Source organism: Cryobacterium sp. Y62 (genome assembly GCF_002929785.1).
Classification (GTDB): Bacteria; Actinomycetota; Actinomycetes; order Actinomycetales; family Microbacteriaceae; genus Cryobacterium.
Genome location: NZ_PJJK01000115.1, coordinates 75,822 through 101,843 on the forward strand (window position 1 = coordinate 75,822; position 26,022 = coordinate 101,843).

Below are 26,022 nucleotides of genomic sequence, written 5' to 3' on the forward strand. Positions count from 1 at the left end.
GGTTTGGGTAGCAAGATCCTTCTTGAGACTGGTTCAGGCGAGATATTCGCCGAACGCCCGCAGGGCGAGAGCGTCGTCCTCCCAGGCGCCGCCCTCGTGCCCGTTGTAGGGCCAGACCGTGATCTGCTTCGGTCCGGCATAGTTGTTGTAGGCCGCGAACACGGTCGACGGCGGGCAGATCGGGTCCATCAGCGCGGCCGTCATCGTCACCGGCGCGCTGGCGCGCTTGGCGAAGTTCACGCCGTCGAAGTAGGAGAGCACGTCGTGCACCCGCGCTACCTTCAGCCGATTCGTGGCGAGGTATTGGCCGAGCTCGCGGTAGGGCATAGCGTCGGTGACGACGGATGCTCGCGGAAAGTCACAGAGAAATGGCACCCGCGCGACGACCGCGGCTAGATTGGGCACCAGTCCGGCCACGGCGAGCGCGATCCCACCGCCCTGACTGGTGCCGACCACGCCCACCCGGGCTTCGTCGACGAGCGCGAGGCTGCGGGCCGCCGACACAGCACGCACGGCGTCGGTGAACAGGCGGCGGTAGTAATAGGTCTCGCGCGAGTCGATACCGCGGGTCATGAAACCCGGCACCTGCGGGCCGCTCCCCGCAGCGTCGGCGGTATCGCCGGTGCTACCGTTGAAGCCCTGCCCGCGCACATCCATCTCGAAGTGCGCGTACCCGGCGGATGCCCACAATAAGTTTTGGAAACCCTGCCCACGTCCCCCGCCATAGCCGTGAAACTGCACGATGGTCGGCAGCGGACCGCTGGCACCGGCGGGAACGCGCAGCCAGGCTTTGATCGGTTGTCCGCCGAAGCCGGCAAAAGTCACGTCGAATACGTCGAGCGTTTGCAGACCGGCATCGACCGGAGTCACGGTGACATTGAGCGGATGGCTCTCGGCCTCGGCGAGGGTGTCGGCCCAGAACGCGTCGAAGTCACGCGGGTCGGCCTGGCCGCTGCGGTAGGCGAGGAGTTCGGCTTCGGGCAGGTCGGTGTACATGCCTGCCAGCCTACGGCCGCTCGGCCCCGAGCCCGGGCGCCTACTTGGCGGCGGTGAGGTCGACCAACACAAGGCGCAGTTGCTCGACGGCCCAGTCCACGTCGTCGGCGGAGACCACGATCGGCGGGGCGAGGCGAATGGTCGAGCCGTGCGTGTCTTTGGCGAGTACGCCGCGGGCGAGGAGGGCTTCGCAGACGACGCGGCCCGGGGCCAGCGCGGGATCGATGTCGATGCCGGCCCAGAGCCCGACGCCGCGTACCTCGACCACGCCGTGGCCGATCAGCGCCGAGAGCCCGGCGTGCAGGCGCGTGCCGAGCTCGGTCGCGCGCTGCTGGTATTCTCCCGTGGCCAGCATTTTCACGACGGCCAGGCCCACTGCGGCGGCCAGCGGGTTGCCGCCGAAAGTCGAGCCGTGCTCGCCGGGATGTAGCACTCCGAGAACGTCGGTGTTGCCGACGACCGCCGACAGCGGCACGATTCCGCCGCCGAGCGCCTTGCCGAGCAGGTACAGGTCGGGAACAACGCCCACCAGATCGCAGGCGAAGGTCGAGCCAGTGCGACCGAGGCCGGACTGAATCTCATCGGCGATGAACAGCACGCCCAGGCGCGTGGTGATCTCCCGCACGGTCGGCAGGTATGCCGCCGGTGGCACGACAATCCCGGCCTCGCCCTGAATGGGTTCGAGCAGCACGGCGACGGTGTTCTCGTCGATCGCAGCCTCGAGCGCCGCGGCGTCGCCGTAGGGCACGGTGCGAAAACCGGGAGTGAACGGACCAAAGTCAGCGCGGGCCAACTCGTCGTCGGAGAAGCTGATGATGGTCGTGGTGCGTCCGTGAAAGTTTCCGGCGGCGACGATAATGTTGGCCTGATCGGGCGCGACACCCTTCACCCGGTAGCCCCAGGCGCGGGCGACCTTGATGCCCGATTCGACCGCTTCGGCGCCGGTGTTCATCGGCAGCACCATGTCTTTGCCGGCCAGTTCGGCGAGCGCGGTCACGAACGGGCCGAGCTGGTCATTGTAGAAGGCACGGCTGGTGAGGGTGATACGGCCAAGCTGCGCGCGGGCCGCGTCAAGCAGCACCGGGTTGGAGTGTCCGAAGTTCACGGCGGAGTACGCGGCGAGGCAATCCAGAAAGCGGTGACCGGCAACATCCGTTACCCAGGCACCGTCACCGGAGGCGACGACGACCTCGAGGGGGTGGTAATTGTGCGCGGCGTGCACGCTTTCCTGGGCGATGAGTGCGGCTGCTTCCGGCGAAACGGATGCTGTGGGTGCGTCGGTCAGATTCGTCGTCATGTCGTTCTCCTTCAGGTTCGTTGTCGCGGTATGAGTGGGCGCGGTCATCGGCGCAGCTCGAGTGTGCAGCACTTCACGCCGCCGCCGCCGAGCAGCAGCTCGGACAGGTCGACGCCGATCGGGTTGTAGCCGCGGGCACGCAGCTGGCGTTCGAAGTCCTTGGCACGGGCGGCGATGACGACGTTGTACCCGTCGGAGTAGGAGTTGAGGCCGAGGATGGATGCATCCTCTTCGGTGACGATGATCGCGTCGGGATAACGTTCCTGCAAAATCGCGAGGCTTTCCGCGTCGAACGCGCTCGGAAGGTACGCGATGTTGCTGTCGTCGAGCACGGCGACGGCGGTGTCGAGGTGGTAGAAGCTTGGGTTGATCAGGCGCAGGGTGATGACCGGGCGGCCAGCGATGACCGAGAGCTCTGCATGGCTGTTCGAGTCGCTGCGAAAGCCGGTGCCGGCCAGAATCACGTCGCCGACCAGCAAAAAATCGCCCTCACCCTCGTTGGTCTCGACCGGCACGCGCACGTCGAAACCGTTGGCGCCGAACCAGCGCATGTAGGCGGGGCCCTCGGGCTGGCGCTGCACGTGGGTGAACTTGGCACCGTAGGCCTGGTTGTCGATGACGAATCCACCGTTGGCCGCGTAGACCATGTCGGGCAGTCCGTCGATCGGTTCGATCAGCTGCACGTCGTAGCCGAGACCGACGTAGGTGTCGTACAGGGTCTGCCACTGCGCGACGGCGAGCGAAGTGTCGGTGGGCACGGCCGGGTCCATCCACGGGTTGATGCGGTATACCACGGTGAAGAATTGCGGCTTGCACATGAGAATAGTGCGCTTGGTGGCGGTGCGCACCGGAACGGTGGCTTCTGCAGCGAGAACGGGGGCGGGAGAGTTGATCGACATGAAGCTCCTTCGTCGTTTAGCGGGCCTGACAACCCGAGAAACGTAGGGTGGATGGCGGACCAGGTCGCTCACGAGAGCCCGGCGCGATTGACTTGCGATCATTCCGGGACGCCAGTCTTAGTCTCACACAGCACGATTCAACGTTTCACGCTGATCTGCGCAATAAATCTTCGAGAATGACCATCGGAACGCACATTTGCGTACAGCAGTCGCTTAGACTCGGTCCATGGACAACCTAGACCACAGCATTCTCGACCTGCTGCGCCAGAACGCACGAGCCGGCTACGGTGACATCGGATCCGTCGTGGGTTTGTCGGCATCCGCTGTGAAACGGCGCGTCGATCGGCTCGTGGCCGACAAGGTCATTCGCAGCTTCACCATTCAGGTTGATCCGGCTGTCGACGGCATGAGCACCGAAGCCTACGTCGAGCTGTTCTGCCGAGGCACCGTCGCCCCCGACGAACTCTTGCGCATTCTCTCCGGCGTGCCGGAGGTGGTCGATGCCGGAACGATCACCGGAAGCGCCGATGCCATGGTACACATTCGTGCCCGGGACATTCCAGGCCTCGAGGCGGCCCTCGAAAAGGTGCGCCTCGCGCCCAACGTCGACCACACCCGCAGCGCGATCGTCTTGTCCCGTCTGATCCACCGTTCGGTCGGGTAACGACGGAGGTCAAGCAGCAGGGACGGGCTTTTGACGCACGGGAGCGACCAGGTGCAGCAGCGTCACTGCAGCGATCGACCCGGCGCAGAGGATGCCAGCGAGCACGACGATCTGAAACCGCCCGGCCTCGAGCGGCGAGGCTCCCCCGAAAAGCGCGCCGACGAACGCCCCCGGGAGGGTGACCAGCCCCGTGGTCTTGGTCTGATCCGTTGACGGGAGAATGGCGAAATAGACCGCTTGCCGAGCGAGTTCCCGGGTGGACTGACCGGGTGTGGCGCCGAGCGCGAGCCAGCCCTCAACCTCGTCCCAGTGATCGCCGACCGCTTCGGTGAAGCGCCGTCCGCTCAGCGTCGCGATCGACATGGCATTGCCGATGATGATGCCACCGATCGCGAGAACGTAGCGCGGTGAAAATTCAATCGCTCCGGTCGTGAACACGATCGTCAGCGTGACAACAACGCCGAGCCCCATCGCCGCGGCAACCCGCACCAAATGGCGCCGGTTGAAGCCGATCCGCCGGGTCACCGTGCCAACGGCCGCCGCGAACATGACGAGCAGTCCGACACCGACCCAGAGCGGATCGTTGATGATTCCGCTGAGAATCAGGCTGATCGCGGCCAGCTGCAGGGTGCCGCGCAGCAGGGCCAGCGCCGGCGCGAACGGATGCTGCGTGCGGTAACCACGCAGCACCGTCACGACCACCGCCAGAAGCAGCACGACACCGACCAGGGTCGGCAGTAGCCCGGCCAGTTGAGCGGGTAGATTGGCCGGAAAGGTCATGGGATCGAGCCTACCGAGCCGCCGCGGCCTCACGAACGTTGCTTCAAGAACGCTGAGGCACTCATTCACCCGGTCTCTTGGATATTCTGGAGGAACGTACCAACGGTATGCTGTTGCAGCATCCGTTATGGCGGGGCAAAATTGTTCCTAACGTCGAACGGAGGGTTCCGTGCCCGCTTCTTTTATCGCCATTGATTCCCAGTCGAGTACGCCGCCCTTTGAGCAGTTACGCAGTCAGGTGATTGCGGCCGTGCGCTCCGGCGAACTCGCCCACGACACTCGCCTGCCGACCGTGCGGGCCCTCGCCGCTGAACTCGGCCTGGCCACGAACACGGTCGCCCGCGCCTATCGTGAGCTAGAGCGTGACGCCGTCATCGAAACCCGCGGCCGATTCGGGTCATTCATCGCTCCCAATGGCGATGCGGCGGCGCGGCAAGCCCAGGCTGCGGCCGCATCGTTCGCCGCTCGCATTCAGCAGCTCGGGCTGAGCCAGGAGGAGGCGCTCGCTCTCGTCACCGAAGCTCTGGAACGTCCGCGCGCCTGAGCGTCTCGGCTGCACTCTTCTGGGTACGTTGGAGCGAAGTTTCTGCGGTTAGGCACGGCCGCGACAGCTTTTTCTGCCGAGCGTCGATTGCCCCGCTGGTTTGTATTGCTACTCTGGTACAAAACGCACACAAAAGGAGGGTTTCGTGAATCCGATCTTAGTGATTCTGGCAGCGTTGGCAATGGCGGGTCTCGGCATCCGTTTGGCCTATATCTCGCGGGCCGAACCGCGCAAACGAATGCTTCACGCCTACTCCCAGCAGGTCGGGCTCGCGTTGGTGCCCGAAATTGTTCCCGAGCTGTCGCGCCGACTTTACCGCCGCGAACGTGCCGGAGTGGTCGGATCGATGGTGGGACTCGTCGTCGGAGCGGCGGTACTCGTCGCAATGGACGGCAGCGAGAGCCTATGGAACGGGCTTCTGGTCGGGGTAGCGATGACGGTTACGTCGACAATCGCCCTCATCCTCAATGATTCGCGTGTGGCCTTCACCCCGGTTCCCGACGCGCCGCGACTCGCACGCAGCCTGTTGCCCCGGTTGGCCGATTACGTCACGCCGCTCGACCGCACGTTTTCGCTAAGCTTTCTGGCGCTGGCTACCCTCGGCTATGTTGCCGTGCTCGGGGTCATCGCGATCAACCCGGAGCAAGTGTTCGATGACGTTTCGGTGCGTACAATTCTCTGGCCGGCCGGACTCTTGCTGGCCCTCGCGGCCGCAGCGAGCCTGCTGACCTGGGCGGCTGCCGGCGCGCTGCTCGGCCGCGGCCAACCGGCCAGCACATTCATCGAACTGGCTTGGAGCGATGCCTTTCGCAGTACCACCCTGCGCAGCCTGATCGGAATCCCGGGCATTATCGCCGCCGTCAGCACCTGCGTGTTGTTTCTGTCACTGAGTGACGCGATTGACCTGCCGGAGCCCGGTTCGGTCGGGGAGGTCCTGGTTGATTCCTTCGCGATCGTGGGGCCGGTGCTGGTCTTCGCCCTGATCGGTTGGAGCGTGACGAGCTTGCGCAATCGCAGCACCACGCACTACCTACGCCGAATGTGGCCCGAGACAGCCGCCGAGCTAATCCGGCGCCGGCGCGGCCCATCCGCCCATAACTTGCCCGATGAGGACAGCCGCGAGAAGACCTCGGCATGATGCTGCTGGTCGATCCGCGTTCCGCCACACCGCCCTACGAACAGTTGCGGGTGCAGGTACTCGCCGCTGTTCGCGCGGGTGATCTGACCCCCGGGGACAAGCTGCCGACCGTACGCAAGCTCGCCGAGGATTTGGGGCTCGCCACCAATACCGTGGCCCGCGCCTACCGCGAGCTCGAGCGCGACAAGGTCATCGAGACGCGCGGCCGCAACGGATCCTTCATCGCCGCAAGTGGCAACGCTACCCAGCAACAGGTGCAGGCCGCCGCCGCCGCGTTCGCCGACCGGGCGCGCAAGCTCGGCGTGGCCCCCGCAGAGGCGCTCGGGTTCGCGCGCGCGGCCCTCGGGTTTCGCGCATAGCGGCTGGGCTTCGGGTAGGGCCGCACATAACTGCGGAAATTCGGGCGCAATGTGCGCCCAACGCGCAGTTTTCGAGGCTGGGGCCGGAAATCTCCGCGGTTGCGTACGAGGCCTACGGTATCCGCTCGTAGGCGCGCGGCCCGCCGCAGGCCGGCAACACTCGCGTGCACACCGCCGCACAAACCGACCAGGCCCGCGCCCGGTCGAACTGCTGAGGCAGCCCGGCGCAGCTAGAGGCGAGCGCGATAGTGCGCGGCAAGACGCTCGAAGCCCTCGTCGAGGGAGACCGCGGGGGTCCAGCCCAGGTCGGCGCGAGTGCGGCGCTGGTCGAACCAGTGCGCCGTCGAGAGCTGTTCGGCCAGAAACCGGGTCATCGGTGGCTCGTCGACACCCGGGCGACGCCGCCAGATGGCCTCGATGAGCGAGCCGACACCGCGGGCAGCGGATGCCGGCACCCGCCAGGTCGGTGCCGCCACGTTGGCCGCGCCGCAGATTCCGGCGAGGATGTCCGCGACCGGGCGCGGTTCCCCGTTGGTGATCACGTAACTCTGGCCGTGCACGGAGGCAGCCGCGTCGAGCGCGGCGTGAATGGCCGAGGCCGCGTTATCGACGTAGGTCGTGTCGATCAGCGCAGCGCCGTGGCCAAGCAACGGCAGCCGACCTGAGCGCGCACGGTCGACGATGCGCTCAACCAGCTGGGTATCGCCGGGACCCCAGACCAGGTGCGGACGCACAGCGACCACACGGAACTTGGGAGCATCGGCAGCGAGCGCGAGCAGCTCGGCGCGCGCCTTGGTACGGGCGTAATCGCCACGAGCGTGTTTCGGCGAGGCCGGCAGTGCATCGGAACCCATGATAGAGCTGCCAGCGTGGGCTACGGATGGCGATGAAACGTAGACGAAACGGGAAACGCCAGCCTGCTGCGCAGCCTGCACAACGGTGTGGGTGCCGCCGACATTCACCGCCTCGAACTCGGCCGGGTCACCGGTGAGCGAGACCTTTGCAGCCAGGTGTACGACCGCGTCCATACCGCTCACGGCGTAGGCGAGACCGGCGTAGGGTGTGTCGGCGACAGTCGTGATGGAGCCGTGCACGTCTTCGACGCCCGTCAGGCCGGACGACCGCCGCTGAAAGGTTCGCACCTCGTGCCCGGCCGCGCTGATGCTGGCGGCGACGGCACGGCCGAGAAATCCGCTGGCTCCAGTCACAAGTACTTTCATGATTTGGCTTTCATGGCTTGGCTTTCATGGCTTGACCCAGCGACCACCAGAGAGAATGCCGGTCGCCCAACGCGAAAGCCGGCTGCGGTCGATCTTGGAGTTGTGCCGAATATCGGTGGGCAGGCCGGGCACGACGAGCACGGCGGCGACCGGCGAGCCGACAGCGGAGCGCACTGCGGCGGCGAGCGGCACGGATGCCCGGTGCATGCGGCTGGCCGGCGGCACGGTTTCGATCACGGCGACCTGCTGCTGGGTGCCGACCGGGCCGACGCCGATGAAGGCCGCCCGAGCAACGTCGGGCAGCGTTTCGATGCGCTGCTCCGGACCGACCGGGGTGACAACGCCGTCAGCCGTCACGATGACATGCGGCATGCGGCCCTCGACCCAGAGGCGGCCTGCGCTGTCGAGGTGACCGACGTCACCGGTTCGATGCCAGCGTTCGCCGGGCACGGCGCCGCGGCGCGAGGCCCGCTCGGTGAGCCAGAGCCGGTCGTAGTGGTCCTTGACGTGCGGCGCCGACACGACGATCTCACCGGTCACGTCGGGCTGCTCCGACAATTCACCAACGGATGCCCCACTCGCGTCGAGCGCGCTGATCCGGATGCGCGTGGTTTGTGTCGAGGCCCCGACGCAGACTCCCCCGGCCGGGTTCACAGTGGTCGCAGTCGGCATCGCGATCGGCGCGGTCTCTCCATCTCCGCTGGTTGAACTTGCCGGGACCACCGTCTCAGGTTTCGAGGCAGCGGACGGGGCCAGCTCGTCGTCGTGCGCTGCGGCATCCGTTCTGCAAGGCATCGAAACACTCGCAGCAGCAGCCCGAATGCCCTCGAGCGTGATGTCGGCCATCAGCAGGCCCTCGGTCATGCCGTACGGGGTGTGCGCGGTCGCTTGCGGCATGAGCGCCGCGGCCTGGGTGAGCAGGCTCTCGGAGATTGGGGCGCCGGCCGAGAGAAAACGCTGCACCCCGGCGAGGGCCGCGTGATCGGTGGGGGTGAGCGCGCCGGCGGTCGCAACGACGTTCACGAGCGCGGCGGGCGAAAGGAAGACAACGGTGGCGTCGATGGCGGCGACGGCGGCAGCAACCGCGGTGGCCGTGAGGGTCTTGGGGGCGGTGACGTCCATGTCGGGCGTGACCGAGCGGGCGCCGAGGGCCGGGCCGAGCAGGGCGAACGGAGCGAATCCGGCGACGAGACCGGTTCCGACGCCAACTCCGTATTGCAGAAAGAGGGCATTGCTCACGGCGGAGAGCTGGCCGTGCGTATAGACGACGCCCTTGGCCGGCCCGGTCGATCCGGAGGTGAACAGCACGGCCGCCGCGTCGGTCGGCGCGGGCTCGGTCGGGAGTGCGTCGCCGGCGTCGAGGCGCGCCTGACCCAGCCTGGTCAGCTCGGCGAGGGTGTGCTCGATGCTCAGGAGTGCGGCCATCGGTGCCGGAAAACGCGCTGTCGAGATCTTGCGTCCGGGCCAGCCGAGAGCGCGGGCGGCCATGAGGCCGGGAGCGGCTCCGATGACGCAGTCAGGGCGGGCGCCGCGCACGGCGCGAGTGAGGCCGGGGAGGCCGAGGCCGGCATCCGCTACGACGACGATCGCGCCGATGCGCACGCAGGCGTAGAGCACCGCGGTGAGGTCTGCGCTCGGCGGAACCAGGAGCGAGACGCGGTCGCCGGGCTTAACGCCGATGAAGACGAGACCGGCCGCGATCTGGCGCACACGCCGCGACAGCAAGCGCCAGCTGACGGTGCGCGGGGCCGCCGGCTGCATATCAACGAGGGCGATCTCGTCGGAGCATTGCAGCTCGTCGAGGTAATACCAAAGTGGATGCGTCCCCGCGACTTCCCACGCGGCTTGCGATCCCCCTCTGGCGGTCTCGGCAAGCTCGACCAACGACAGGGGCGCAGCCGACGAGGCGGCCTCACTCCCCGAGACGGCGTCACCAAGCCAGAGCAGCGCGGCGGCAGCGTAGTCCGCGTCCTCGGCCAGCAGATGCCCAGCGCCCTCGAACCGGTGCACTTGGGCGTGCGGCATCCGCTCGACCAGGTCGTCGAGGTAGCGGTCGCTAAAGATCGGGTCGCGTGGACCCCAGAGCAGCAATGTCGGCACCGTGAGGGCGCGTGCGCCCTCCGCTATGCGGTCGAGTTCGGGCCGACTTTCGTGGCTTAGCGCGACCGGAATGTCGGCGACGAACCCGCCGATTCCCCCGCGCCGAGCACTCGTCAGGTACGGCGCTCGGTAGCCGCGCTTGACCTCATTCGATAGCGACGGATGCGCCAACGCCAGCGTCGTGGCCAGAAAAGCCGGCGTCGCCACGGTCGCCGGACCGAGAATTCCACGACCGAGAGCGAGCCGCAACGGCGCCGGAATCGGAACGCCAGCGCACTGATGCACCGCCGTATTGAGCAGCATGACCCCGGCCAGCAGCTCGGGGTGGTCGACGGCCCAGCCGAGCGAGACCACTCCTCCCCAGTCATGGCCGAGGGTGATGACCGGCCCGGCCAAGTCGAGGGCGTCGGTGAGGTCGCCGAGGTCCTGCACCCGGCGGGCCAGTGGGCGAAAACCTCCGGTGCGCTCGGAAAAACCCATGTCGAGCTGGTCGACGGCGATCACGCGCCAGGCGGGCGCACCCGACGCCGCGGCATCCGTTGCCGACGACAGCAGGCTGCGCCACAGGTAGGACCAGGTCGGGTTGCCGTGCACGCACAGAATCGTTCCGACCGCAATCACGCCGAGCGCGTCGAGCTGCGGGCCGTTGTCGAGCAGGTGCCAGCCGTGCCGCAGCTCTCCCGTTGAATTGCTCTCGGCAACCTCGACCAGCTGGGACCACTCCGGGTCGAGGCCCGCCAGCCCGACCGGCGGCAGTGCCGCCGGAGCCGAAACGGTGCGAGACAGACGACGGGAGGTTCGGGTATCAGTCACAGGGCCATTTCTGAGCGGGTTCGAGCAGGGTTACAGAACGGAGTTCACCAGCAGAGCTCCATCATGGCGGTGTTGAGGCCGGAACCGACGCCCATCAGCAGCACCCGGTTGCCCGGCTGCAGATTCGACGCCTCTTGCGAGAGCGTGATCGGAATCGACGCCGGGCCCACATTGCCAAGCTTCGGATAGGTCAGCGGAATCTTGGTTTTGTCCATGCCGGTCGCCTTGACGATGGCGTTGGTGTGCACGTCGGAGACCTGATGCACGATGTAGCGGTCCATGTTGGACCAGCTCCAGTCGCGCTTTGCCTCGGTCCAGGCAGAGACGACCAATTCCATGCCGCCCTTGAGTAGCGCCTTCGCGTCGGTGAACATGCCATCGACGCTGCCGACGCAGAGTCCGTTGAACTGGGTGGCCGCGCGGGTGACTCCACCTAGAATGCGGTGTCCGCCGGGGTGGGCATCCGCTGGACCGAGCACGGCGGCGGCAGCGCCGGAGCCGAGGGTGAGGCTCGCGAACTCGCTCATGAAGTCTTTGCGCTTGATGCCCGGGCGACCGAGGCGCTCGATCGTGTTGGTCTGGATCTCATCGGCGTCTTCACCGTCAATGATCACGGCGTACTTGATCTGCCCGCTGTCGATGAGCTGCGCGGCGAGGGTCATGCCGTTGACGAAGCCGAGGCAGGCGTTGGCGATGTCGAAGTTGATCGCCGACGACGGCAGGCCCAGGCCGTGGTGGATTCGCACGGCAACGGAGGGTTCGAGATGCTTGCGGGTGACCGAGGTGTTGATGAGCAGGCCCACGTCGCTCGGCTTGATGCCGGCCTCGCGCAGGGCGATCTTGCCGGCCTTGACCGCGGCGTCATCGAAGGTCTCATTCGGCCCCCAATTGCGGCGTTCGTACACACCGGCGACGCGCTGCAGCAGCCCGATCGGCAGTTTGAGGCGCGTCAAAGCAGGCTTCAACCGTCGGTCGATCTCTTCCGACGTTATGATCAGCGGCGCCATCAGACTCGCGATCGACAACAAGGCGACGTTTCGATGCGTCGTCGTCGCGTTTCCGTTCAAGCGTGAACCCCTGTCGAGTTGTGGACAGCGGTAAGCATACGTCCCCTGTGAGTTTGACTTACGAAACTGTACGCGAACCACACGTAGCCTGTGAGCGCTATCGATTGCTCGGTGTAGAACCGCGGAGATTCTCGCCGATAACCCCCATAAAAATGCGATTGAAGGCTGCCAGACGAGAATCTCCGCAGCTGGGTGCGCTCTAGATCACGCCGTCCGAGAGAGTGCTCGGGTTGCCGAACCGGTGCGCGGTGATGGAGATGGCCTGTTCCCGCAGGAACGGCAGCACCTCGATGCGGCCGGCCTGGGTGACCGCGTTGGAGTACACGGCGATGTCGGGGCTGCCGTTGACGGCGTCGGCAAAAGCGGATGCCGCCTCCCGCGCCCCCAGCACCGGGTCGCTGCCGATGAGGCGCACGCGGCTGGCCGTGATGCCACCGGAACGGGCCCGGTCGAGCCACTCGTCGTCGCTTTCAATGAACACCGGAATCTCACGCTCGGCCAGGATGTTGCGCACGGCCGGCGGAACCGGAATGGTGCTCGACACGTCGAAACGTGACGTCGACAGGGTCGCAGCGGCGATCACGCGCAGCAGCTGGGCGAGCGTTCCCGACTCGGTCAGGCGCACGGTGACCGGCAGCGCGCGGTAGCGGAACAGGTTGCGCTCCACGCCGAGGTCGGTCGCGTCGCGCACGACATTGAATTCCTCGCGCCAGGCGAGTGCGTCGCTCACTGCGGAGCGGCGCAGCACGTCGAAGTCGGCGTAGTCGAGAAAAGGCTGGCTCGCCTCGATGATGTCGGTGACGCGCTGTTCGAGCCCGCGCAGGTGCAGCGTCGAGCTGTTGCGGCCGGGCTCGTTGACCCAGCTGCCGAGGCCGAGCAGGTAGTTCGGTCCGCCGGCCTTGGTGCCGGCTCCCACGGCTGAGCGCTTCCAGCCTCCGAAGGGCTGGCGCTGCACAATGGCACCGGTGATGCCACGGTTGACGTAGAGGTTGCCGGCCTCGATCGTGTCGACCCAGAGGGCCAGCTCGTCGGCGTCGAGCGAATGTAGCCCGGTGGTCAGGCCATAGTCGACGGCGTTTTGAAAGCGGATGGCTTCTTCCAGATTGCGCGCGTGCATCACACCGAGCACCGGACCGAAGAACTCGGTGAGGTGAAAGTACGATCCGGGCACGACGCCGGTGCGGATGCCCGGTGACCAGAGTTTGCCGGTCCCATCGAGCTGCTTCGGCTCGACCAGCCACTTCTCTTCAGCACCGAGGGTGGTCAGCGCGTGCAGCAGCTTGCCGTCGGCCGGCGACATGATCGGGCCCATCTGGGTAACCGGGTCGCTCGCGTGGCCAACCTTGATCGACGTCGCGGCGTCGACCAGCTGGCCGAGGAACCGCTCCGACTTTGCGACCGATCCGACCAGAATCACCAGGCTCGCGGCCGAGCACTTCTGGCCGGCGTGGCCGAAGGCGCTCTTGACAACGTCAGCGGCGGCCAGGTCGAAGTCGGCCGAGGGGGTGACGATGATGGCGTTCTTGCCGCTGGTTTCGGCGAGCAGCGGGAGGTCCCGGCGGAACGAGCGAAACAGCTCGGCCGTCTCGTAACCGCCGGTGAGAATGACCCGGTTCACCGCGGGGTGCGCGATGAGCTTGGCGCCGAGCTCACGGTCGGGCAGGTTGACCAGCGCGAGAAGTTCGCGAGGAATGCCTGCTTCCCACAACGCCTCGACGACGACGGCACCGGTGCGCTGGGCTGCGGTGGCGGGCTTGACCACGACGCCAGCACCCGACGCGAGGGCGGCGAGCATGCCACCGGCCGGGATGGCGGTCGGGAAATTCCACGGCGGGGTGACGACGATGAGCTTGGACGGCACGAAGATGGCGCCCTGCACACGGTCGAGGTCCTTGGCTCGTTCGGCGTAGTAGTTGGCGAAGTCGATGGCTTCGCTCACTTCGGCGTCACCCTCGGTGATGGTCTTGCCGCACTCGCTCGCCATGACCTCGATCAGGCGGTCACGGTTGGCGGCGAGCGCCAGGGCGGCGCGGTGCAGCACCGCAGCACGTTCGACGCCGGTCTTCTGGCCCCAAGCGATTCCGGCTTCGAGCACACCGTCAATGATCGTGTTCAGCGCGGCCTCGTCGGGCACCGCAGCGGCCAGGTTCGTGTCCGTTCCGAGAGTGGATGCATCGGCGCGGGCCAGGATACGCCGGCCCCAGGCCCGGTTGGCGGGCAGCGACGGGTCGGTGTCCGGCTCGTTGTGGAAGGTTGAGTGCGTGGGCACCGAGCCGCGGGTGATGCCCAGCAGCAGGCCGGTCAGTTGCGGATCGTCGTCGGGGGCGGTCTCGGAAATCTGGCTCCGGGCATCCGTGTGGGCGGCAGCCAGGCGATCAAAGTCGTAGCTACTCGAGCGATCCTGCACCCGGTTGGGAGTAGGCACCACGTCATCGAGGGCGTCGAGGGAGGCTTGAAAACGGGCCTTCTCACGGTCGAACAGCTCGGGGTTGCTGGTCAGTTCGAACACGGCCGACATGAAGTTCTCCGAGCTCGCGTTCTCTTCGAGCCGGCGAATGAGGTAGCTGATAGCCACGTCGAACTGCGAAGGATCGACGACGGGTGTGTAGAGCAGCAGCTGGCCGACGTCATTGCGCACGGCTTGCGCCTGGCCTGTGGCCATGCCAAGCAGCATCTCGAACTCGACCCGGTCGTCGACGCCGCGGGCGACGCTGAGCAGGTGCGCCCAGGCCACGTCGAACAGGTTGTGGCCGGCAATGCCGAGCTTGACGGCATCCGTATTCTGCGGGGTCATTGCCCAGTTGAGCACGCGCTTGTAGTTCGTGTCGGTGTCTTGCTTGCTGCCGAAGGTCGCGAGGGGCCAGTCGTGCACAGCGGCATCGACATTCTCCATCGCAAGGTTGGCACCCTTGACCAAACGAACCTTGATTGGTGATCCGCCAGCCGCTCGCCGGTTCTGCGCCCAGTGGGTCAGGCCTTGAATCGCGCTCAGGGCATCGGGCAGGTAGGCCTGCAGCACGATCCCCGCCTCAAGATGGGCGAGCTGCGGCTGGTCAAGCAGCCCTTCGAACACCGCGATGGTGAGGTCAAGGTCGCGGTATTCCTCCATGTCGAGGTTGATGAATTTCGGGGTAGCAGATGCCGCGGCGAACTCAAACAGCGGCGTCAGGCGCTTGATCACGCGGGCGACGGTCTCGTCGAAGGCCCACATCGACAGCTGGCTGGCGATCGAGGAAACTTTGATCGAGACGTAGTCCACGTCGGGACGCTGGAGGATGCGGCTCGTTGCCTCGAGGCGTTCGAGCGCCTCTTTCTCGCCGAGCACGGACTCACCGAGCAGGTTGATGTTGAGGCGGTTACCGCCCTCTTTCAGGTGCACGAGCGCGGGGCCGAGCTTCTCGGGGGTCGCGTCGACGACGAGGTGGCCAACCATCTGGCGCAGCACCGTGCGTGCGGCTGGAATGACGACCCAGGGCAGCACTGGTCCGAGGATACCGCCGAGGCCGATGGCCGCGCGCATGTGCGGCGGCAGAAAACCGGGTGCCTTTTTGGCAACCTTCGCGAGGCTGTAGCCGGCGACCATCTTGTCCTCGGGGCGCATGACGCCGTCCACAAAGCCCACCGTGAAGTCGAGACCGTTCGGGTCCTTCAGAACGCCGGCGAGCCGCTCGGCGGCGGCATCCGTTGGGATGGTAGCGCTTTCGTCCAGCCATTTCTTAACGAGCTTGACGACCTCCGCACTGAAATCCTCATTGGTAGGGCGGGTGGAGGCGTTGGTCATGGTCACGAGACTAGTCTTTCGTTCACGGATGGGTTGCTCTGGTGGTTCAAGTCTGTGGCCAGCCTATATTTAGTAAAAGCAATTGTTTCTGCATGATATTCGTTACAATTTCTAATGATTTGGTTTCGGGCGGGTCAATGGGTGTAAGGGGCAGCGGATGCTGGATGTCAGGCGACTGCGACTGCTGCGCGAACTGAAGATTCGCGGCACCCTCGCCGGGGTCGCCGAGGCCCTCGCCTACAGCCCTTCCGCGGTGTCGCAACAGCTCGCACTGCTCGAAAAAGAAGCCGGCGTCGTGCTGCTCAAGAAGGTTGGCCGGCGGGTGCAGCTCACGCAGCAGGCGGAGATTCTGGTCGAACACACGACCTTTCTGCTGGAGCGGTTGGAGCTCGCCGAGGCCGACCTGCGCGCGAGCACCACGACGGTGTCTGGCACGGTGCGGGTGGCCGTGTTCCAGTCGGCCGCCCTCGCCGTGATTCCGCGGGCACTCACCTTTCTGGCCGAGGATTTTCCGGCCCTGCGGGTAGAAGTGACCGAACGCGAGCCGGAACGTGGCCTGTTCGAGGTCGCGGCGCGCGACTTCGACCTCGTGCTCGCTGAGCAGTATCCCGGCCATACCCGAGCGCACTGGCCCGACCTCGACCGCATCAATCTCGCGACGGATGCGTTGCGGCTCGCGGTGCCGCCGGATTCCGGACGGATCAACGCAGCGACGTTGGAGGAGACCGCCGGGCTGCCCTGGGTGATGGAGCCCGTGGGCACAGCGTCACGGCAGTGGGCGACGCAGCTTTGCCGCTCGGCCGGGTTCGAACCGGACGTTCGGTTCGAAACGGCCGACCTGATCGCACATATCCGCCTGATTGAATCGGGCAATGCCGTGGGCATTCTGCCCGACCTGGTCTGGGCCGGGCGAATGCCGGCCGTACAGTTACACGACTTGCCTGGCACCCCGCACCGCACCCTGTTTTCGGCCGCACGCCATTCGAGCGCCCAGCGACCAGGGGTGGTCGCGGTGCGCGAAGCCCTCGACCGGGCGGTGAGCAAGGTGGCCAAACCCACCGAATCCGACCCGCTCGAGCCGCCGCGCCCGTTCGAGCCCCTCGCGCCGGTGTAGCCGGATTCCGCGAAAGCGGGTAAAAGGTTTGCTTCAGCCCTCGCGAAGCAGCCGTCACTGAAAACGCGCCTAGCTTCCCGCCCCAACGTCACGAACCGACGCAAGATGTCCGATAACCCGCCGCACCCGCCTGCGAGATCCACCCATTCGTTGGTCGAGCTTGCCGACGCTTCTATGGCAGAAGTCAAGCGTATGGCCGTAAATCTTTCCCAGATTGATGGCCAAGTTCACTGATCGTTTTTGGGCGCGTCAAGGTGGCGGGGTGGGCCGTCGAAGACGGCTCGACCCGCTGGGTCGGCGGTTCCGGGCTGGGGTGGCGGGTGTCGCTGGCTAGCCGGTGAGGTTCTCCAGGACGCGATAGAGGTGGCGGGCGATGTAGCAGTTTCAGACTGCGGATGATCTCCTTGCGCGTCTGTCCCTCCTGCGTCTTCTTGGCGAAGTAGGCGACGGTGTCGGGGTCGTGGTGGTAGCGGTAGAACGCGGTGACGTAGAGCGCGTTACTCAGCTGCCGGTCGCCACCGCGGTGCAAACGGTGGCGGGTGGTGTTGCCCGAAGACGCCGGAATCGGCGCGGCGCCGGCGAAGCGAGCGAACGCCGCTTCGGAGCGGATGCGTCCCTTGTGTGACCACGACACAACCAGCTGCGCGGCGACGTAGGGGCCGACGCCGTGCTCGGCCAGGAGGCGGGGTGCGAGAGCGGAGACGTGCTTGAGGAGGCCCTTCTCGTTCGCTTTGAGCTCGACGCTTCGGCGGAGGATGTCCTGCGCTTCGCGGGTCGCTTCCGCCCGGATGGTGACCATGCCGGCGTCGTCGGTGCGGTGAGCACGCCACGCGGCGACCTGGCTGATTTGCTCATCGGTGAGGCTGGTGCGCACGTCCAGGCCGAAGCCGAACCCGCGGAGCAGCGCGGTGAGGCGATTGATCGAAGAGCCGCGGGAGCGTTTCAGCGCGGCGCGCGCGGTGAGCAACACGGTCAGCGCGGCGTGGTCGCCGGCGTGGTTGCGCGGGGTGATCAGCTGCTCGACGGGCAGAGCGAGCGCGTAACGGGCAGCGTGTTCGGCGTCGATCGGGTCGAATTTTCCCGCCCGTCGAACACCGCGTTTGGGTGGTTTTGTTTCGCTGACCCGCACACCCGAGGCGATCAAAAGGTCGCAGAATTGGGCGCCGTAGGACCCGGTGCCTTCCATCGCGACCAGCACCGGCACGGTCGTTTCCCGCTCGATCCAGGCCTGCGCTCGTTTCAGGCCGGCCGGGTTGGTGGGGAACGTTTGCGCGATGCCGTGGCGGGCGCCCAGCTGATCTATCGCCACGAGTGTGTGGGTCTTGGCGTGGGTATCCACCCCCACGACGTGGCCGAAAACTTGTGAGACCATGGTCACGATAACTCCTTTGGTTGGGTGTTATTTCGTGCCGGTCTGGGATTTCCTCGGGGAACATCTCTGTAATGAGTCACGACCTAGCAACAGGTACGGACGGGCTTCTAATCAAGTCACTCTGAGGGTCACAGGCCGGCTCGACTGAATGCGTGAAGCGGACATGTCGGCAGCAAGACACCTCAATGAAGAGGGTCAGGGATCGCAAGTGTCACGCATCACACAGGAGAGTCAAGACCAGCCTGTCAGCTGATAACCAGACCAGCTATAACCATTACAGAGATCACAATCGACCAACTCGCGCCATGTCTGCGAAACGTGGGTACCGTCCCGCTGCCGAGCTGCCCTCGCATCCGCTACTCGCATGACCGCCCCCGATATCGGCAGCCGCGACGCCGGTTACCGTAGCACGCACCCATATCGCAGCGCGTTGATCTGATCGCAGCGCGCGGTGATCTCAGCCGCCGGAGCGAGCTCGGGCACGCGGGCGATCAACACGTTTCCCAACTGCGAACGGTCGAACACACCGATCATTCCGGCTTCAGCCTGACGACGCTCGACCCGGGGTCAACGCCAGCCTGAAGTCGGAGGTCACCCGCCGTGCGTTAATCGGGTCTTCGGTTTAGAAACTTCTGATGTCCTTGGCCACTGTGCACCACGGCATAGACAGCACCAACGCATCCGGTTTCGACCCACGATCGTTTGCATTTCCCTGGCAGACAGACGGACACCCCGGAGCGGGCGTGCGCCACGGCATCCGTTTCTGATGGGGCGCCAGACCCCCGCGCTGCGTCGGACTCGTAGGGGCAGCTGAACCCTTCGGACACGCCGAAGTACAGTTTGGCATCGGAGGATCCTCCGGGCTGCCACTGTTCCTCGAGGAGCACGGCCAGCTGGGTCATGCGCAGAATTGCGGTGGTCTTCTCGCACCACCCAGAACAGAAACCATAAGTATAAGAAGTTCATATAGTATACGGTTTTTGAGCACGGGAAGTGACGTGAACCGGCTCGGTAGGCTCGGGGCATGAGCGAACGCACCCACGACGTCGTGATCATCGGTGGCGGACACAATGGCTTGGTCGCCGCCACCTACCTCGCCCAGGCCGGACGCAGCGTGCTCGTGCTCGAACGCGAGCCGCAGGTCGGTGGTGCCGCCATTTCAGCGGATGCCTTCGCCGGCACAGGCGCGCGCCTTTCGCGCTACTCCTATCTGGTGAGCCTGCTGCCGACGCGCATCATTCGCGAGCTGGGGCTCGGGCTCGAGATCGAGATCGAGCTGGCTCGACGGCGGTACTCGTCGTATACTCCGGTTCCTGGGGTAGGCGCGGCCGGGGTTGGCGCGGCGAGGGCTGGCGCACTTGACGGCATCGCGTCTGCTGCCAGCGCGGCCGGGCTGCTCGTCGACAACGGCGATGCCGAAGCGACGCGGGCATCGTTCGCGCGCATCGGGGCTGCGGCCGATTTCGACGCGTGGAATGTGTTCTACGAGGACACCGCTCGGTTGGCCCGCGCCGTGCTTCCCACGGTCTGCGAACCGCTGCTCACCCGCTCGGAGGCCCGGCTGCTGGTCGACGACGACATACTCTGGACGTCACTGATCGAGCGGCCGCTCGGGGCCGTCATCACCGACCGCTTCAAGAACGATCTCGTGCGCGGCGTCGTGGCCACAGACGGCCTCATCGGCACGTTCACGAGCCCGGGCGACCGAAGTCTCGACACAAACCGCTGCTTTTTATATCACGTGATCGGCAATGAAACCGGGGATTGGGACGTGCCGATCGGCGGCATGGGCGCCGTGACCGGAGCGCTCGAACAGGCGGCGCGCGCTGCCTGCGCGCGGCTGGAACTCCGGTCTGAAGTCACATCGGTCACCCCCGATGGAGCGGTGGATTACCGCAGGGAGGGTCGCGTCGAGAGGACGCGGGGCGCGGTGGTTCTGGCCAACGTCGCGCCGTGGGTGCTGCGAGAGCTGCTGGGCGCTGGAGGAACGGCATCCGCTGTAATAGAAAAGCCGGAGGGCGCGCAGGTGAAGGTCAACCTTTTGCTGACCAGGCTGCCGCGGTTGAAAGATGCGAGCGTGTCGTCCGAGGCCGCCTTCGGCGGCACCTTTCATGTCAACGAGTCGTACGAGCAATTGCAGGCCGCGTATGAGCAGGCGCTGGCCGGGGAGATTCCCTCCGTTTTGCCGTGCGAGATCTACTGTCATTCGCTGACCGATCCGAGCATTCTTGCGCCCGAACTCGCCCAGGCAGGGGCGCACACGCTCACCGTTTTCGCCCTGCACACGCCCCATCGCGCGCTCACCGAGGGCAACAACGACGAGATGCGGGCGCAGTTGCAGGCCGCAGTGCTGCTTTCGCTCAATTCGGCGCTGGCCGAGCGGATCGAACCCCTCTTAATGACGGATGCTGCCGGTCGTCCCTGCATCGAAACCAAGACCACGCTCGACCTCGAGCACGCCCTGAACCTGCCCGGCGGCAATATTTTTCACGGCGAGCTGTCCTGGCCGTTCCTCGAGGACGACGAGCCGCGCGGCACGCCAGCCGAGCGCTGGGGAGTAGCCACCTCGCATCCGCGCATATTGATCTGCGGGGCCGGTGCGAGGCGCGGCGGCGGGGTCAGCGGGCTCGGCGGCCACAACGCCGCGATGGCCGTGCTCGAGGGTGCGTAGTAGACGGATCGACGCGTGTAGCCGACGGGTTGAAAGTGGCCTAGCCTGAGGGAAGACTCGCGTTTCACTCATAGTGGAGGTCACCATGTCAGCCAAGCCCACCGGTCGTCTTGTTCGCCGCGAGGACGGCCTGTATCTCATGCTCAATCGGCTCTTCAACGCGCCGATCGAACAAGTTTGGGCGAGCCTGACCCGCCCCGCCGAGTTGGAGAAGTGGATCGGCACCTATACCGGTTCGCCCGCCACCGGAGCGGTCAAGTTCAAGATGACGGCCGAACTCGACGCCAAATGGGAGTATGTGAGCGTTCGCGAATGCCAGGCTCCGTACCGCTTCAACGGCGACTTTGGCGAGGGCGAAGATTCCTGGCGTGCCATGTTCCACCTGGTCGAGGGCGACGGCATGACCAACCTGACCTTCGGGCAGCGCCTGCGGTCCCCGTCGGAAGCCGCCACGGTTGGCCCCGGCTGGGATTACTACCTCGATCGCTTGGTCGCCTCGCGCGCCGGGCTGCCGCTACCACAGTGGGAGCATTACTACCCCGCGCATACCCAGTTCTACAGAGACCTGATCGTTCCAGTTCGCACCGCCTGACCGCTAACGTTCGGCGAATTACTCAAGGTCTGTGCCCTCACGGCGCAGACCCAGGGTTGCGACGACGTCCGGTGCCTGGCGCTGCTGGCTCAGAGGTTTCTTCAGCGCGCGCCCGCAGCCCAGTGGTCTCTCGTGATTGCATAATCGACATTGCCTTGGTCGGAGCCGGGGATAGAGCGGATGATCCCTTCGTCGCGAGTGCCAGATAGGTCAGGCCGAGGCGACTCATCACTGCACGAGATCCTGCATTGACGGTCATCGTTTCGGCGAAGATTTGGGTCAGTCCCACGTCGTCGACGCCGTAAGCGAGCAGGGCGGCGGCACCTTCAGACGCCAATCCCTGGTGCCAGAAGTCTGGCATCAGGCGATACCCCAGTTCTGCTTGCCCCCGCGCATCGTCGTTCTCCGGCGCAAGGAGCCACCAGCCAACGAACTCTGCTTCAAGAAAGCCAGCCCAGAAGCCAAGACCGTCTCGCGCTACGTCGAGCCGTTCTTGATGGTGCTTTTCCACTACCGAACGATCCCGAGGGAAGCCGGCCCCCAGATAACGCATGACGCCGGGGCTTGCGTCAAGGGTGACCTCGTATTCGAGAAGCTCGTGTGCCAGCGGAATGAGCACCAACCGGCTGGTCTGGAGGGTGCATTGGATCACCTCCCGACTATTGCAGCCAGACAGGCTAACGGCCAATTCGAAGTGGGCGCAGGCGGACAGGAGAACGCCGCGCTGTTGGCCACGGAGATTGCCCACTTATGGCCAACGGATGGCACTGGCGATGTGAGGTTTATGCAGACCTAGCCCCAACTGCCCACGCCCCCGACGCCGAGCGGGCTGGCACTCCCCGCGAGGAGGCACCCCGCTCCCGAAGATCGTATACAACTCTGCAAAACCTTCAACATAATACTGAGAATCTCTCGCTTTCAGGTGCTCTTTCGGCTATAATTATGGCTGAAGGAGGCACCGACGCCATGGCCCTCACCGCCCCGCCCGCAGCAGCCGGTTCGATGCCGGAGTACGAGGTTTCTCGGGTCGCGGTGATAGCGCAGGCGGGTGTATTGTTGGCCTCCGTTCTCGACGGGGTGCGGTTTGGTCAGCTCGACGACAGCGAGGCTGTCGCGGTGCTCGCGGCCTTGGAAGGGCTGGGTCGCAAGGTTGATGGCGCAAGATTACGGGCGACCACTGACATTGGTGCCCGTGCCGAAACCGACCTCGGCAGTGGGTCGCTCGCGTTCAAGAACGGATGCCGTAACCGGGTTGATTTCATTACCCAGCTTGCCGGCATCTCCGGCCGTGAGGCCAAACGTCGCCTGAAGCTCGGCGAGACCACGGTGGAGCGCACGCCTCTTGGCCTGCCCGTGCCCGCCCGGTATCCGGTGATCGCCGACGGCCTGATCAGCGGCGACTTCGGCGTAGAGTCAGCGGAAATCATCGCCACAACCCTCACCGCGTTGCAGGGCCGAGTCGGGCAGGACGACCTCGACCGGGTCGAACGCGCCCTGGTCGCGTCGGCGACCGGCGCGATCACGTCGGAGACCGTGGGGCTGCCGGGAGCGGGCATCCGCTTCGCACCCGACTACCTGCGGGCGCAAGCGATGGAATGGCAGGGCCGGCTCGACCCCGACGGCACCGCCCCGGGCGACGACGCCGTCGAGGCAAAGAGCACGCTGACGTTCGGCCTGCTCCGCAACGGGCTCTACCCGGTGCACGCCAGCGTCACCCCCGAACTGCGCGGTGTTATGGACACCCTCTTCGACACTTACCTGTCGGCGCGATCCCGCACCCCCATCTTCGTCCCCACCGAACTGCTCGAGAGCCGCAATAAGCCCGAGCTGGACGGCATCGACGGGGTGGAGAGCATCCCCGGCTCGGCCGCTTTCGGCACGGAACCATTCAGTGCCGACCCGTTCACCGGCGACACCCGATTCGACGGCGACCGCCGCACCGCGGGCGAGAAACGCGCCGACATCCTCCGCGCCGTGCTCGAGGCGGCCGCACGAGACCCGAAGACCCCGACCATGGGCGGAGCCGCCCCCACCGTCATGGTGCACATCAACGCCGTCGACCTCGACCAGGGCCGCGGCGTCGGCTGGATCGACGGCATCGAAGCACCGGTATCGTTCCGCCGCGTGCAAGAACTCATCTGCGCCGGCGGCTACCAGCAAGCCCTGTTCGGCGACGACGGCGATGTGCTCTACCTCGGCGACAAAATCCGCTGCTTCAACGCCAAACAACGCGCCGCGATCGCCGCCCGCGACGGCGGCTGCATCATTCCCGGCTGCACCATCCCCGCCCGCTGGACCGAAGTTCACCACGTCCTCCCCTGGCACGAAGGAGGACTAACCAACATCGACAACGGAACAAGTTGTTAATACGACCCTACGGAGTAACGATCCGAATTGGGCTTAGCTTCCATCGCGCCAGCTGAACTTGCATGGCGCCTTGGAAGGGAACGAATTCCCTGTCTCGTGACAGTGCTCCGTCGACCTGCACTGATCTGGGCGCTCCAATGACACCGAACTTCATGCGAACCGTCCAATTCTCCACGCCCTCGAGGAAGTCGCGCTCTTCCGACCCCAAGTCATTCGCACTCAGTCCAATCGGAAACTGTCCGGGGCCAGTGGCGATTACGCCGTCCCTTCTGGCGTGAACGCCAAAATCTGGCGGGGACTCACCTTGCTTCTGAGGAGACAAGCGGACCTTAAGCGGTATAGCGCGGTCTCTGGTTTCCAAGCTTGCCTCCATGGCGTGAAACGGAAGCATGACTCCGGACGCGGCAGTGTGTTCCAGAAAAATGAGCGCCGTGCCTGAGAGAGAGCAAAAAGCTGGTCGCGCATCTTGATTCGGAAACTCTTCACGGGCCGAGGCTTCCGGATACCATTCGGCAGTGAAACTGCTCCCGAGTAGCAGTGCGGGTGGCACCGAGGATTGAGGCACCAACATACGAAGGAGTTCGTCCCTCCGTGCACTTCGCGTCCGGGTTCCATCCCTCATCGGGACCTCACGCTCAGGCGATCCTCCGCCCCCGGCGTTGACGACATACGGGGCGCGATCGGTACCAAATAGAAGCGCGGCGACTGACTCTCCAGCTCCAGTCGGAACGTTAATGTGGTGCATAAGGTCCGGAGCGACGCCATCGAATTTCGAGGAGAGCTTTGCCCACCAATCTGCAGGGTCAGTTGCGTCGAGTGCAAAGACTGCCCCGCTCTCGCTGGCCCCAACAATGTAGACGACATAGTTTCCGTTGGCTCGGTTGGCAAACCCAGCGAGCTGCCGCGCCTTCGTCGGGTCTGGCCACTCGCGCTTGAACTCGATCCTGTCGTCTTCAATCGGATTCCCGGCACGCGCGCGGTCGATCGACGCAATGACCAGAGCTTCGAGCTGCTGTTGTTTCATAGCTTCATCGTGGCACGCGCGGAGCGCGTGTCTTTACTTGAATAAGCAACATAACTCGGGAGCCCGGCAGGGCGATCGAGGGCAAGCTTTTGGCCGTCCGTAGGACGGTCAAAAGCGCGGCAGCTTGGAAAATCCTGTGAACGAATGACAGCCATGTAGTTCTTCCGATAGAACTGAATTAGTAATACGGAACGATGCAGGGCTTGAGGCGCTGCATAAGTACGCAAAGAGTACGGAACCCCAGTTGGGGTTGAGCGGCGCTAAAAGGCCAGTGTCCCCGCTCGAACAGATGCATCCAGAGGCCAGACCCGGTCGAATTCCGGGATTCGAAGTTGTGCGCCCCGTTTCACGGTGTTGGCGTCTTCCTTCGACACTCCTCTGTCGGCGTCTAGCTCTGGTTCCCTATGCTCCCGGATTCAACCCACGCGCACCTTCACACCCTCGCTCGCCCTGACTCTGGGTGGACGTTCTCGCTGTACCCCGGTGCCAGCGAGGGCGGCGGCACGTTCCACGGCTCCATTCGTCGTCTGCCGTCCTATGTTTCCCGTGGGTTCGCTTCCGATCCTGAGCGGGCAGCGTCAGAAGCTGGCCGCCGTGCTCGGGCGTCACTGCGCCGGTACTGCGCCGCGAATCGTCTCAACCGGCTCGGCACGCTCACCTTTGCGGGCGACGGATGCCACAATCCCGCGCTGTTGCGCACGCACCTGGGCGACTTCTTCCGGGCCCTGCGGTCTTCACTGGGCGGAAAGCCACTGCCGTATGTGTGGGTTCCTGAGTGGCACAAGTCCGGTCACGGTCTGCATGCGCACTTCGCTGTCGGCCGATACATCAAGCGCTCGCTGATCGAGTCGGCGTGGGGTCACGGTTTCGTGCACATCAAGCTCCTCGGGAATCTTCCGGTTGGCTCCGGCCCTCTCTCTGAAGCGCGGCGCGCGGCGGGTTACCTGTCGAAGTACGTGGCGAAGACCTTCACCGATTTGGATTCTCGTGTTTTGGGGCTGCATCGGTATGACGTGGCGCAGGGTTTCAAGCCGGAAGTCATCTCGCTGTCTGGATCGTCTGCGGGTGACGTGCTGGCGCAGGCGTCGGCACGGTTCTCGGCCGTTCCGGCGCATCAGTGGTCGTCAGCGGAGAACGAGGACTGGCAAGGTCCGCCCGCCATATGGGCGCAGTGGGGCCGGTGACGCCGTGTTAGATCGCGAAGCGGTGCGCGCATGGCTCATC

The 26,022-nt window shown here is 65.4% G+C and carries 21 protein-coding genes; 10 read left to right on the top strand and 11 right to left on the bottom strand.

Features of this window, described 5'->3' with window-relative positions; genetic code table 11:
* Positions 1-33: 33 nt before the first annotated feature.
* Genes CXY71_RS14555 through ddaH form a run of 3 tightly spaced genes read right to left on the bottom strand, consistent with a single transcriptional unit; the run spans position 34 to position 3,192 of the window.
* Positions 34-996: an acetylxylan esterase gene (locus tag CXY71_RS14555; protein WP_104136771.1), complete on the bottom strand. Its 963-nt coding sequence runs from the start codon at positions 994-996 to the stop codon at positions 34-36.
* Positions 997-1,036: 40 nt separating this feature from the next.
* Complete coding sequence (rocD, locus tag CXY71_RS14560; RefSeq protein ID WP_104136942.1) at positions 1,037-2,293, bottom strand: ornithine--oxo-acid transaminase; 1,257 nt, start codon at positions 2,291-2,293, stop codon at positions 1,037-1,039.
* A gap of 44 nt (positions 2,294-2,337) precedes the next feature.
* A complete protein-coding gene (gene ddaH, locus CXY71_RS14565; RefSeq protein WP_104136774.1) occupies positions 2,338-3,192 on the bottom strand; it encodes a dimethylargininase in 855 nt (284 codons plus the stop codon).
* A gap of 226 nt (positions 3,193-3,418) precedes the next feature.
* Here ddaH and CXY71_RS14570 point away from each other — a divergent pair, with 226 nt between their 5' ends.
* Positions 3,419-3,856: an Lrp/AsnC family transcriptional regulator gene (locus CXY71_RS14570; protein WP_104136778.1), complete on the top strand. Its 438-nt coding sequence runs from the start codon at positions 3,419-3,421 to the stop codon at positions 3,854-3,856.
* Positions 3,857-3,865: 9 nt separating this feature from the next.
* Here CXY71_RS14570 and CXY71_RS14575 read toward each other — a convergent pair whose 3' ends face one another.
* Complete coding sequence (locus CXY71_RS14575; protein WP_104136781.1) at positions 3,866-4,636, bottom strand: ABC transporter permease; 771 nt, start codon at positions 4,634-4,636, stop codon at positions 3,866-3,868.
* Positions 4,637-4,805: 169 nt separating this feature from the next.
* Here CXY71_RS14575 and CXY71_RS14580 point away from each other — a divergent pair, with 169 nt between their 5' ends.
* The 3 genes from CXY71_RS14580 to CXY71_RS14590 all read left to right on the top strand — a co-directional run bounded on the left by CXY71_RS14580 (position 4,806) and on the right by CXY71_RS14590 (position 6,677).
* On the top strand, positions 4,806-5,180 hold the full coding sequence (locus tag CXY71_RS14580) for a GntR family transcriptional regulator (protein ID WP_233198201.1): 375 nt from the start codon (positions 4,806-4,808) through the stop codon (positions 5,178-5,180).
* Positions 5,181-5,325: 145 nt separating this feature from the next.
* Positions 5,326-6,318 carry a hypothetical protein gene (locus CXY71_RS14585; RefSeq protein ID WP_146072841.1) on the top strand — a complete coding sequence of 331 codons (993 nt, stop codon included), beginning with the start codon at positions 5,326-5,328 and terminating at the stop codon, positions 6,316-6,318.
* Positions 6,315-6,677 carry a GntR family transcriptional regulator gene (locus CXY71_RS14590; RefSeq protein ID WP_368665888.1) on the top strand — a complete coding sequence of 121 codons (363 nt, stop codon included), beginning with the start codon at positions 6,315-6,317 and terminating at the stop codon, positions 6,675-6,677. Before CXY71_RS14585 ends, CXY71_RS14590 begins: the two co-directional genes overlap by 4 nt.
* Positions 6,678-6,907: 230 nt before the next feature.
* Here the strand turns inward: CXY71_RS14590 and CXY71_RS14595 are convergent, their stop codons facing one another.
* The 4 genes from CXY71_RS14595 to CXY71_RS14610 form a co-directional block, all read right to left on the bottom strand.
* Complete coding sequence (locus CXY71_RS14595) at positions 6,908-7,897, bottom strand: NAD(P)-dependent oxidoreductase (RefSeq protein ID WP_104136787.1); 990 nt, start codon at positions 7,895-7,897, stop codon at positions 6,908-6,910.
* Between the two features lie 24 nt (positions 7,898-7,921).
* Complete coding sequence (locus CXY71_RS14600; RefSeq protein WP_233204652.1) at positions 7,922-10,810, bottom strand: alpha/beta fold hydrolase; 2,889 nt, start codon at positions 10,808-10,810, stop codon at positions 7,922-7,924.
* Positions 10,811-10,854: 44 nt separating this feature from the next.
* Positions 10,855-11,877: a 3-oxoacyl-ACP synthase III gene (locus CXY71_RS14605; protein WP_104136790.1), complete on the bottom strand. Its 1,023-nt coding sequence runs from the start codon at positions 11,875-11,877 to the stop codon at positions 10,855-10,857.
* A gap of 199 nt (positions 11,878-12,076) precedes the next feature.
* Positions 12,077-15,658: a bifunctional proline dehydrogenase/L-glutamate gamma-semialdehyde dehydrogenase gene (locus tag CXY71_RS14610; protein ID WP_104136792.1), complete on the bottom strand. Its 3,582-nt coding sequence runs from the start codon at positions 15,656-15,658 to the stop codon at positions 12,077-12,079.
* 157 nt (positions 15,659-15,815) lie between these two features.
* On the opposite strand from CXY71_RS14610, the gene CXY71_RS14615 reads away from it, so the two are divergent.
* The gene (locus tag CXY71_RS14615; RefSeq protein ID WP_104136795.1) at positions 15,816-16,772 is read left to right on the top strand and encodes a LysR family transcriptional regulator; all 957 of its coding nucleotides are present in this window, start codon (positions 15,816-15,818) and stop codon (positions 16,770-16,772) included.
* Positions 16,773-16,956: 184 nt separating this feature from the next.
* On the opposite strand, the gene CXY71_RS14620 is transcribed toward CXY71_RS14615, so the two are convergent.
* Positions 16,957-18,144: a transposase gene (locus CXY71_RS14620; RefSeq protein ID WP_104136797.1), complete on the bottom strand. Its 1,188-nt coding sequence runs from the start codon at positions 18,142-18,144 to the stop codon at positions 16,957-16,959.
* 635 nt (positions 18,145-18,779) lie between these two features.
* On the opposite strand from CXY71_RS14620, the gene CXY71_RS22390 reads away from it, so the two are divergent.
* From CXY71_RS22390 to CXY71_RS14630, 3 genes are all read left to right on the top strand, one after another.
* Entirely contained in the window at positions 18,780-18,911 is a 132-nt protein-coding gene (locus tag CXY71_RS22390; RefSeq protein WP_255411369.1) for a hypothetical protein, read from the top strand.
* Positions 18,912-19,168: 257 nt separating this feature from the next.
* On the top strand, positions 19,169-20,815 hold the full coding sequence (locus tag CXY71_RS14625; protein ID WP_104136800.1) for an NAD(P)/FAD-dependent oxidoreductase: 1,647 nt from the start codon (positions 19,169-19,171) through the stop codon (positions 20,813-20,815).
* Between the two features lie 85 nt (positions 20,816-20,900).
* Positions 20,901-21,407, top strand: coding sequence for an SRPBCC domain-containing protein (locus CXY71_RS14630; protein ID WP_104136803.1), 507 nt, complete (start codon positions 20,901-20,903; stop codon positions 21,405-21,407).
* A 37-nt stretch (positions 21,408-21,444) separates the two neighbouring features.
* Here the strand turns inward: CXY71_RS14630 and CXY71_RS14635 are convergent, their stop codons facing one another.
* On the bottom strand, positions 21,445-22,059 hold the full coding sequence (locus tag CXY71_RS14635) for a GNAT family N-acetyltransferase (protein WP_199184319.1): 615 nt from the start codon (positions 22,057-22,059) through the stop codon (positions 21,445-21,447).
* Positions 22,060-22,349: 290 nt separating this feature from the next.
* Between CXY71_RS14635 and CXY71_RS14640 the strand changes: the two genes are divergently transcribed.
* A complete protein-coding gene (locus CXY71_RS14640) occupies positions 22,350-23,774 on the top strand; it encodes an HNH endonuclease signature motif containing protein (protein ID WP_158253110.1) in 1,425 nt (474 codons plus the stop codon).
* Between the two features lie 7 nt (positions 23,775-23,781).
* On the opposite strand, the gene CXY71_RS22130 is transcribed toward CXY71_RS14640, so the two are convergent.
* Positions 23,782-24,798 (bottom strand): helix-turn-helix domain-containing protein, encoded by a 1,017-nt coding sequence (locus CXY71_RS22130; RefSeq protein ID WP_104136808.1) that lies wholly within the window; start codon positions 24,796-24,798, stop codon positions 23,782-23,784.
* A gap of 404 nt (positions 24,799-25,202) precedes the next feature.
* Between CXY71_RS22130 and CXY71_RS14650 the strand changes: the two genes are divergently transcribed.
* Positions 25,203-25,982, top strand: a complete 780-nt coding sequence (locus CXY71_RS14650; protein ID WP_104136810.1) for a hypothetical protein — start codon at positions 25,203-25,205, stop codon at positions 25,980-25,982.
* Positions 25,983-26,022: the final 40 nt, after the last annotated feature.

What these genes read in the sequence shown, in the direction of transcription:
- CXY71_RS14625 (WP_104136800.1), top strand. Translation starts at nt 19,169, where the DNA reads ATGAGCGAACGCACCCACGACGTCGTGATCATCGGTGGCGGACACAAT.
- CXY71_RS14615 (WP_104136795.1), top strand. Translation starts at nt 15,816, where the DNA reads ATGCTGGATGTCAGGCGACTGCGACTGCTGCGCGAACTGAAGATTCGC.
- ddaH (WP_104136774.1), bottom strand. Translation starts at nt 3,192, where the DNA reads ATGTCGATCAACTCTCCCGCCCCCGTTCTCGCTGCAGAAGCCACCGTT.
- rocD (WP_104136942.1), bottom strand. Translation starts at nt 2,293, where the DNA reads ATGACGACGAATCTGACCGACGCACCCACAGCATCCGTTTCGCCGGAA.
- CXY71_RS14575 (WP_104136781.1), bottom strand. Translation starts at nt 4,636, where the DNA reads ATGACCTTTCCGGCCAATCTACCCGCTCAACTGGCCGGGCTACTGCCG.
- CXY71_RS14595 (WP_104136787.1), bottom strand. Translation starts at nt 7,897, where the DNA reads ATGAAAGTACTTGTGACTGGAGCCAGCGGATTTCTCGGCCGTGCCGTC.
- CXY71_RS14620 (WP_104136797.1), bottom strand. Translation starts at nt 18,144, where the DNA reads ATGGTCTCACAAGTTTTCGGCCACGTCGTGGGGGTGGATACCCACGCC.
- CXY71_RS14650 (WP_104136810.1), top strand. Translation starts at nt 25,203, where the DNA reads ATGCTCCCGGATTCAACCCACGCGCACCTTCACACCCTCGCTCGCCCT.
- CXY71_RS22130 (WP_104136808.1), bottom strand. Translation starts at nt 24,798, where the DNA reads ATGAAACAACAGCAGCTCGAAGCTCTGGTCATTGCGTCGATCGACCGC.
- CXY71_RS14555 (WP_104136771.1), bottom strand. Translation starts at nt 996, where the DNA reads ATGTACACCGACCTGCCCGAAGCCGAACTCCTCGCCTACCGCAGCGGC.
- CXY71_RS14570 (WP_104136778.1), top strand. Translation starts at nt 3,419, where the DNA reads ATGGACAACCTAGACCACAGCATTCTCGACCTGCTGCGCCAGAACGCA.
- CXY71_RS14640 (WP_158253110.1), top strand. Translation starts at nt 22,350, where the DNA reads ATGGCTGAAGGAGGCACCGACGCCATGGCCCTCACCGCCCCGCCCGCA.
- CXY71_RS14630 (WP_104136803.1), top strand. Translation starts at nt 20,901, where the DNA reads ATGTCAGCCAAGCCCACCGGTCGTCTTGTTCGCCGCGAGGACGGCCTG.
- CXY71_RS14610 (WP_104136792.1), bottom strand. Translation starts at nt 15,658, where the DNA reads ATGACCAACGCCTCCACCCGCCCTACCAATGAGGATTTCAGTGCGGAG.
- CXY71_RS22390 (WP_255411369.1), top strand. Translation starts at nt 18,780, where the DNA reads ATGTCCTTGGCCACTGTGCACCACGGCATAGACAGCACCAACGCATCC.
- CXY71_RS14590 (WP_368665888.1), top strand. Translation starts at nt 6,315, where the DNA reads ATGATGCTGCTGGTCGATCCGCGTTCCGCCACACCGCCCTACGAACAG.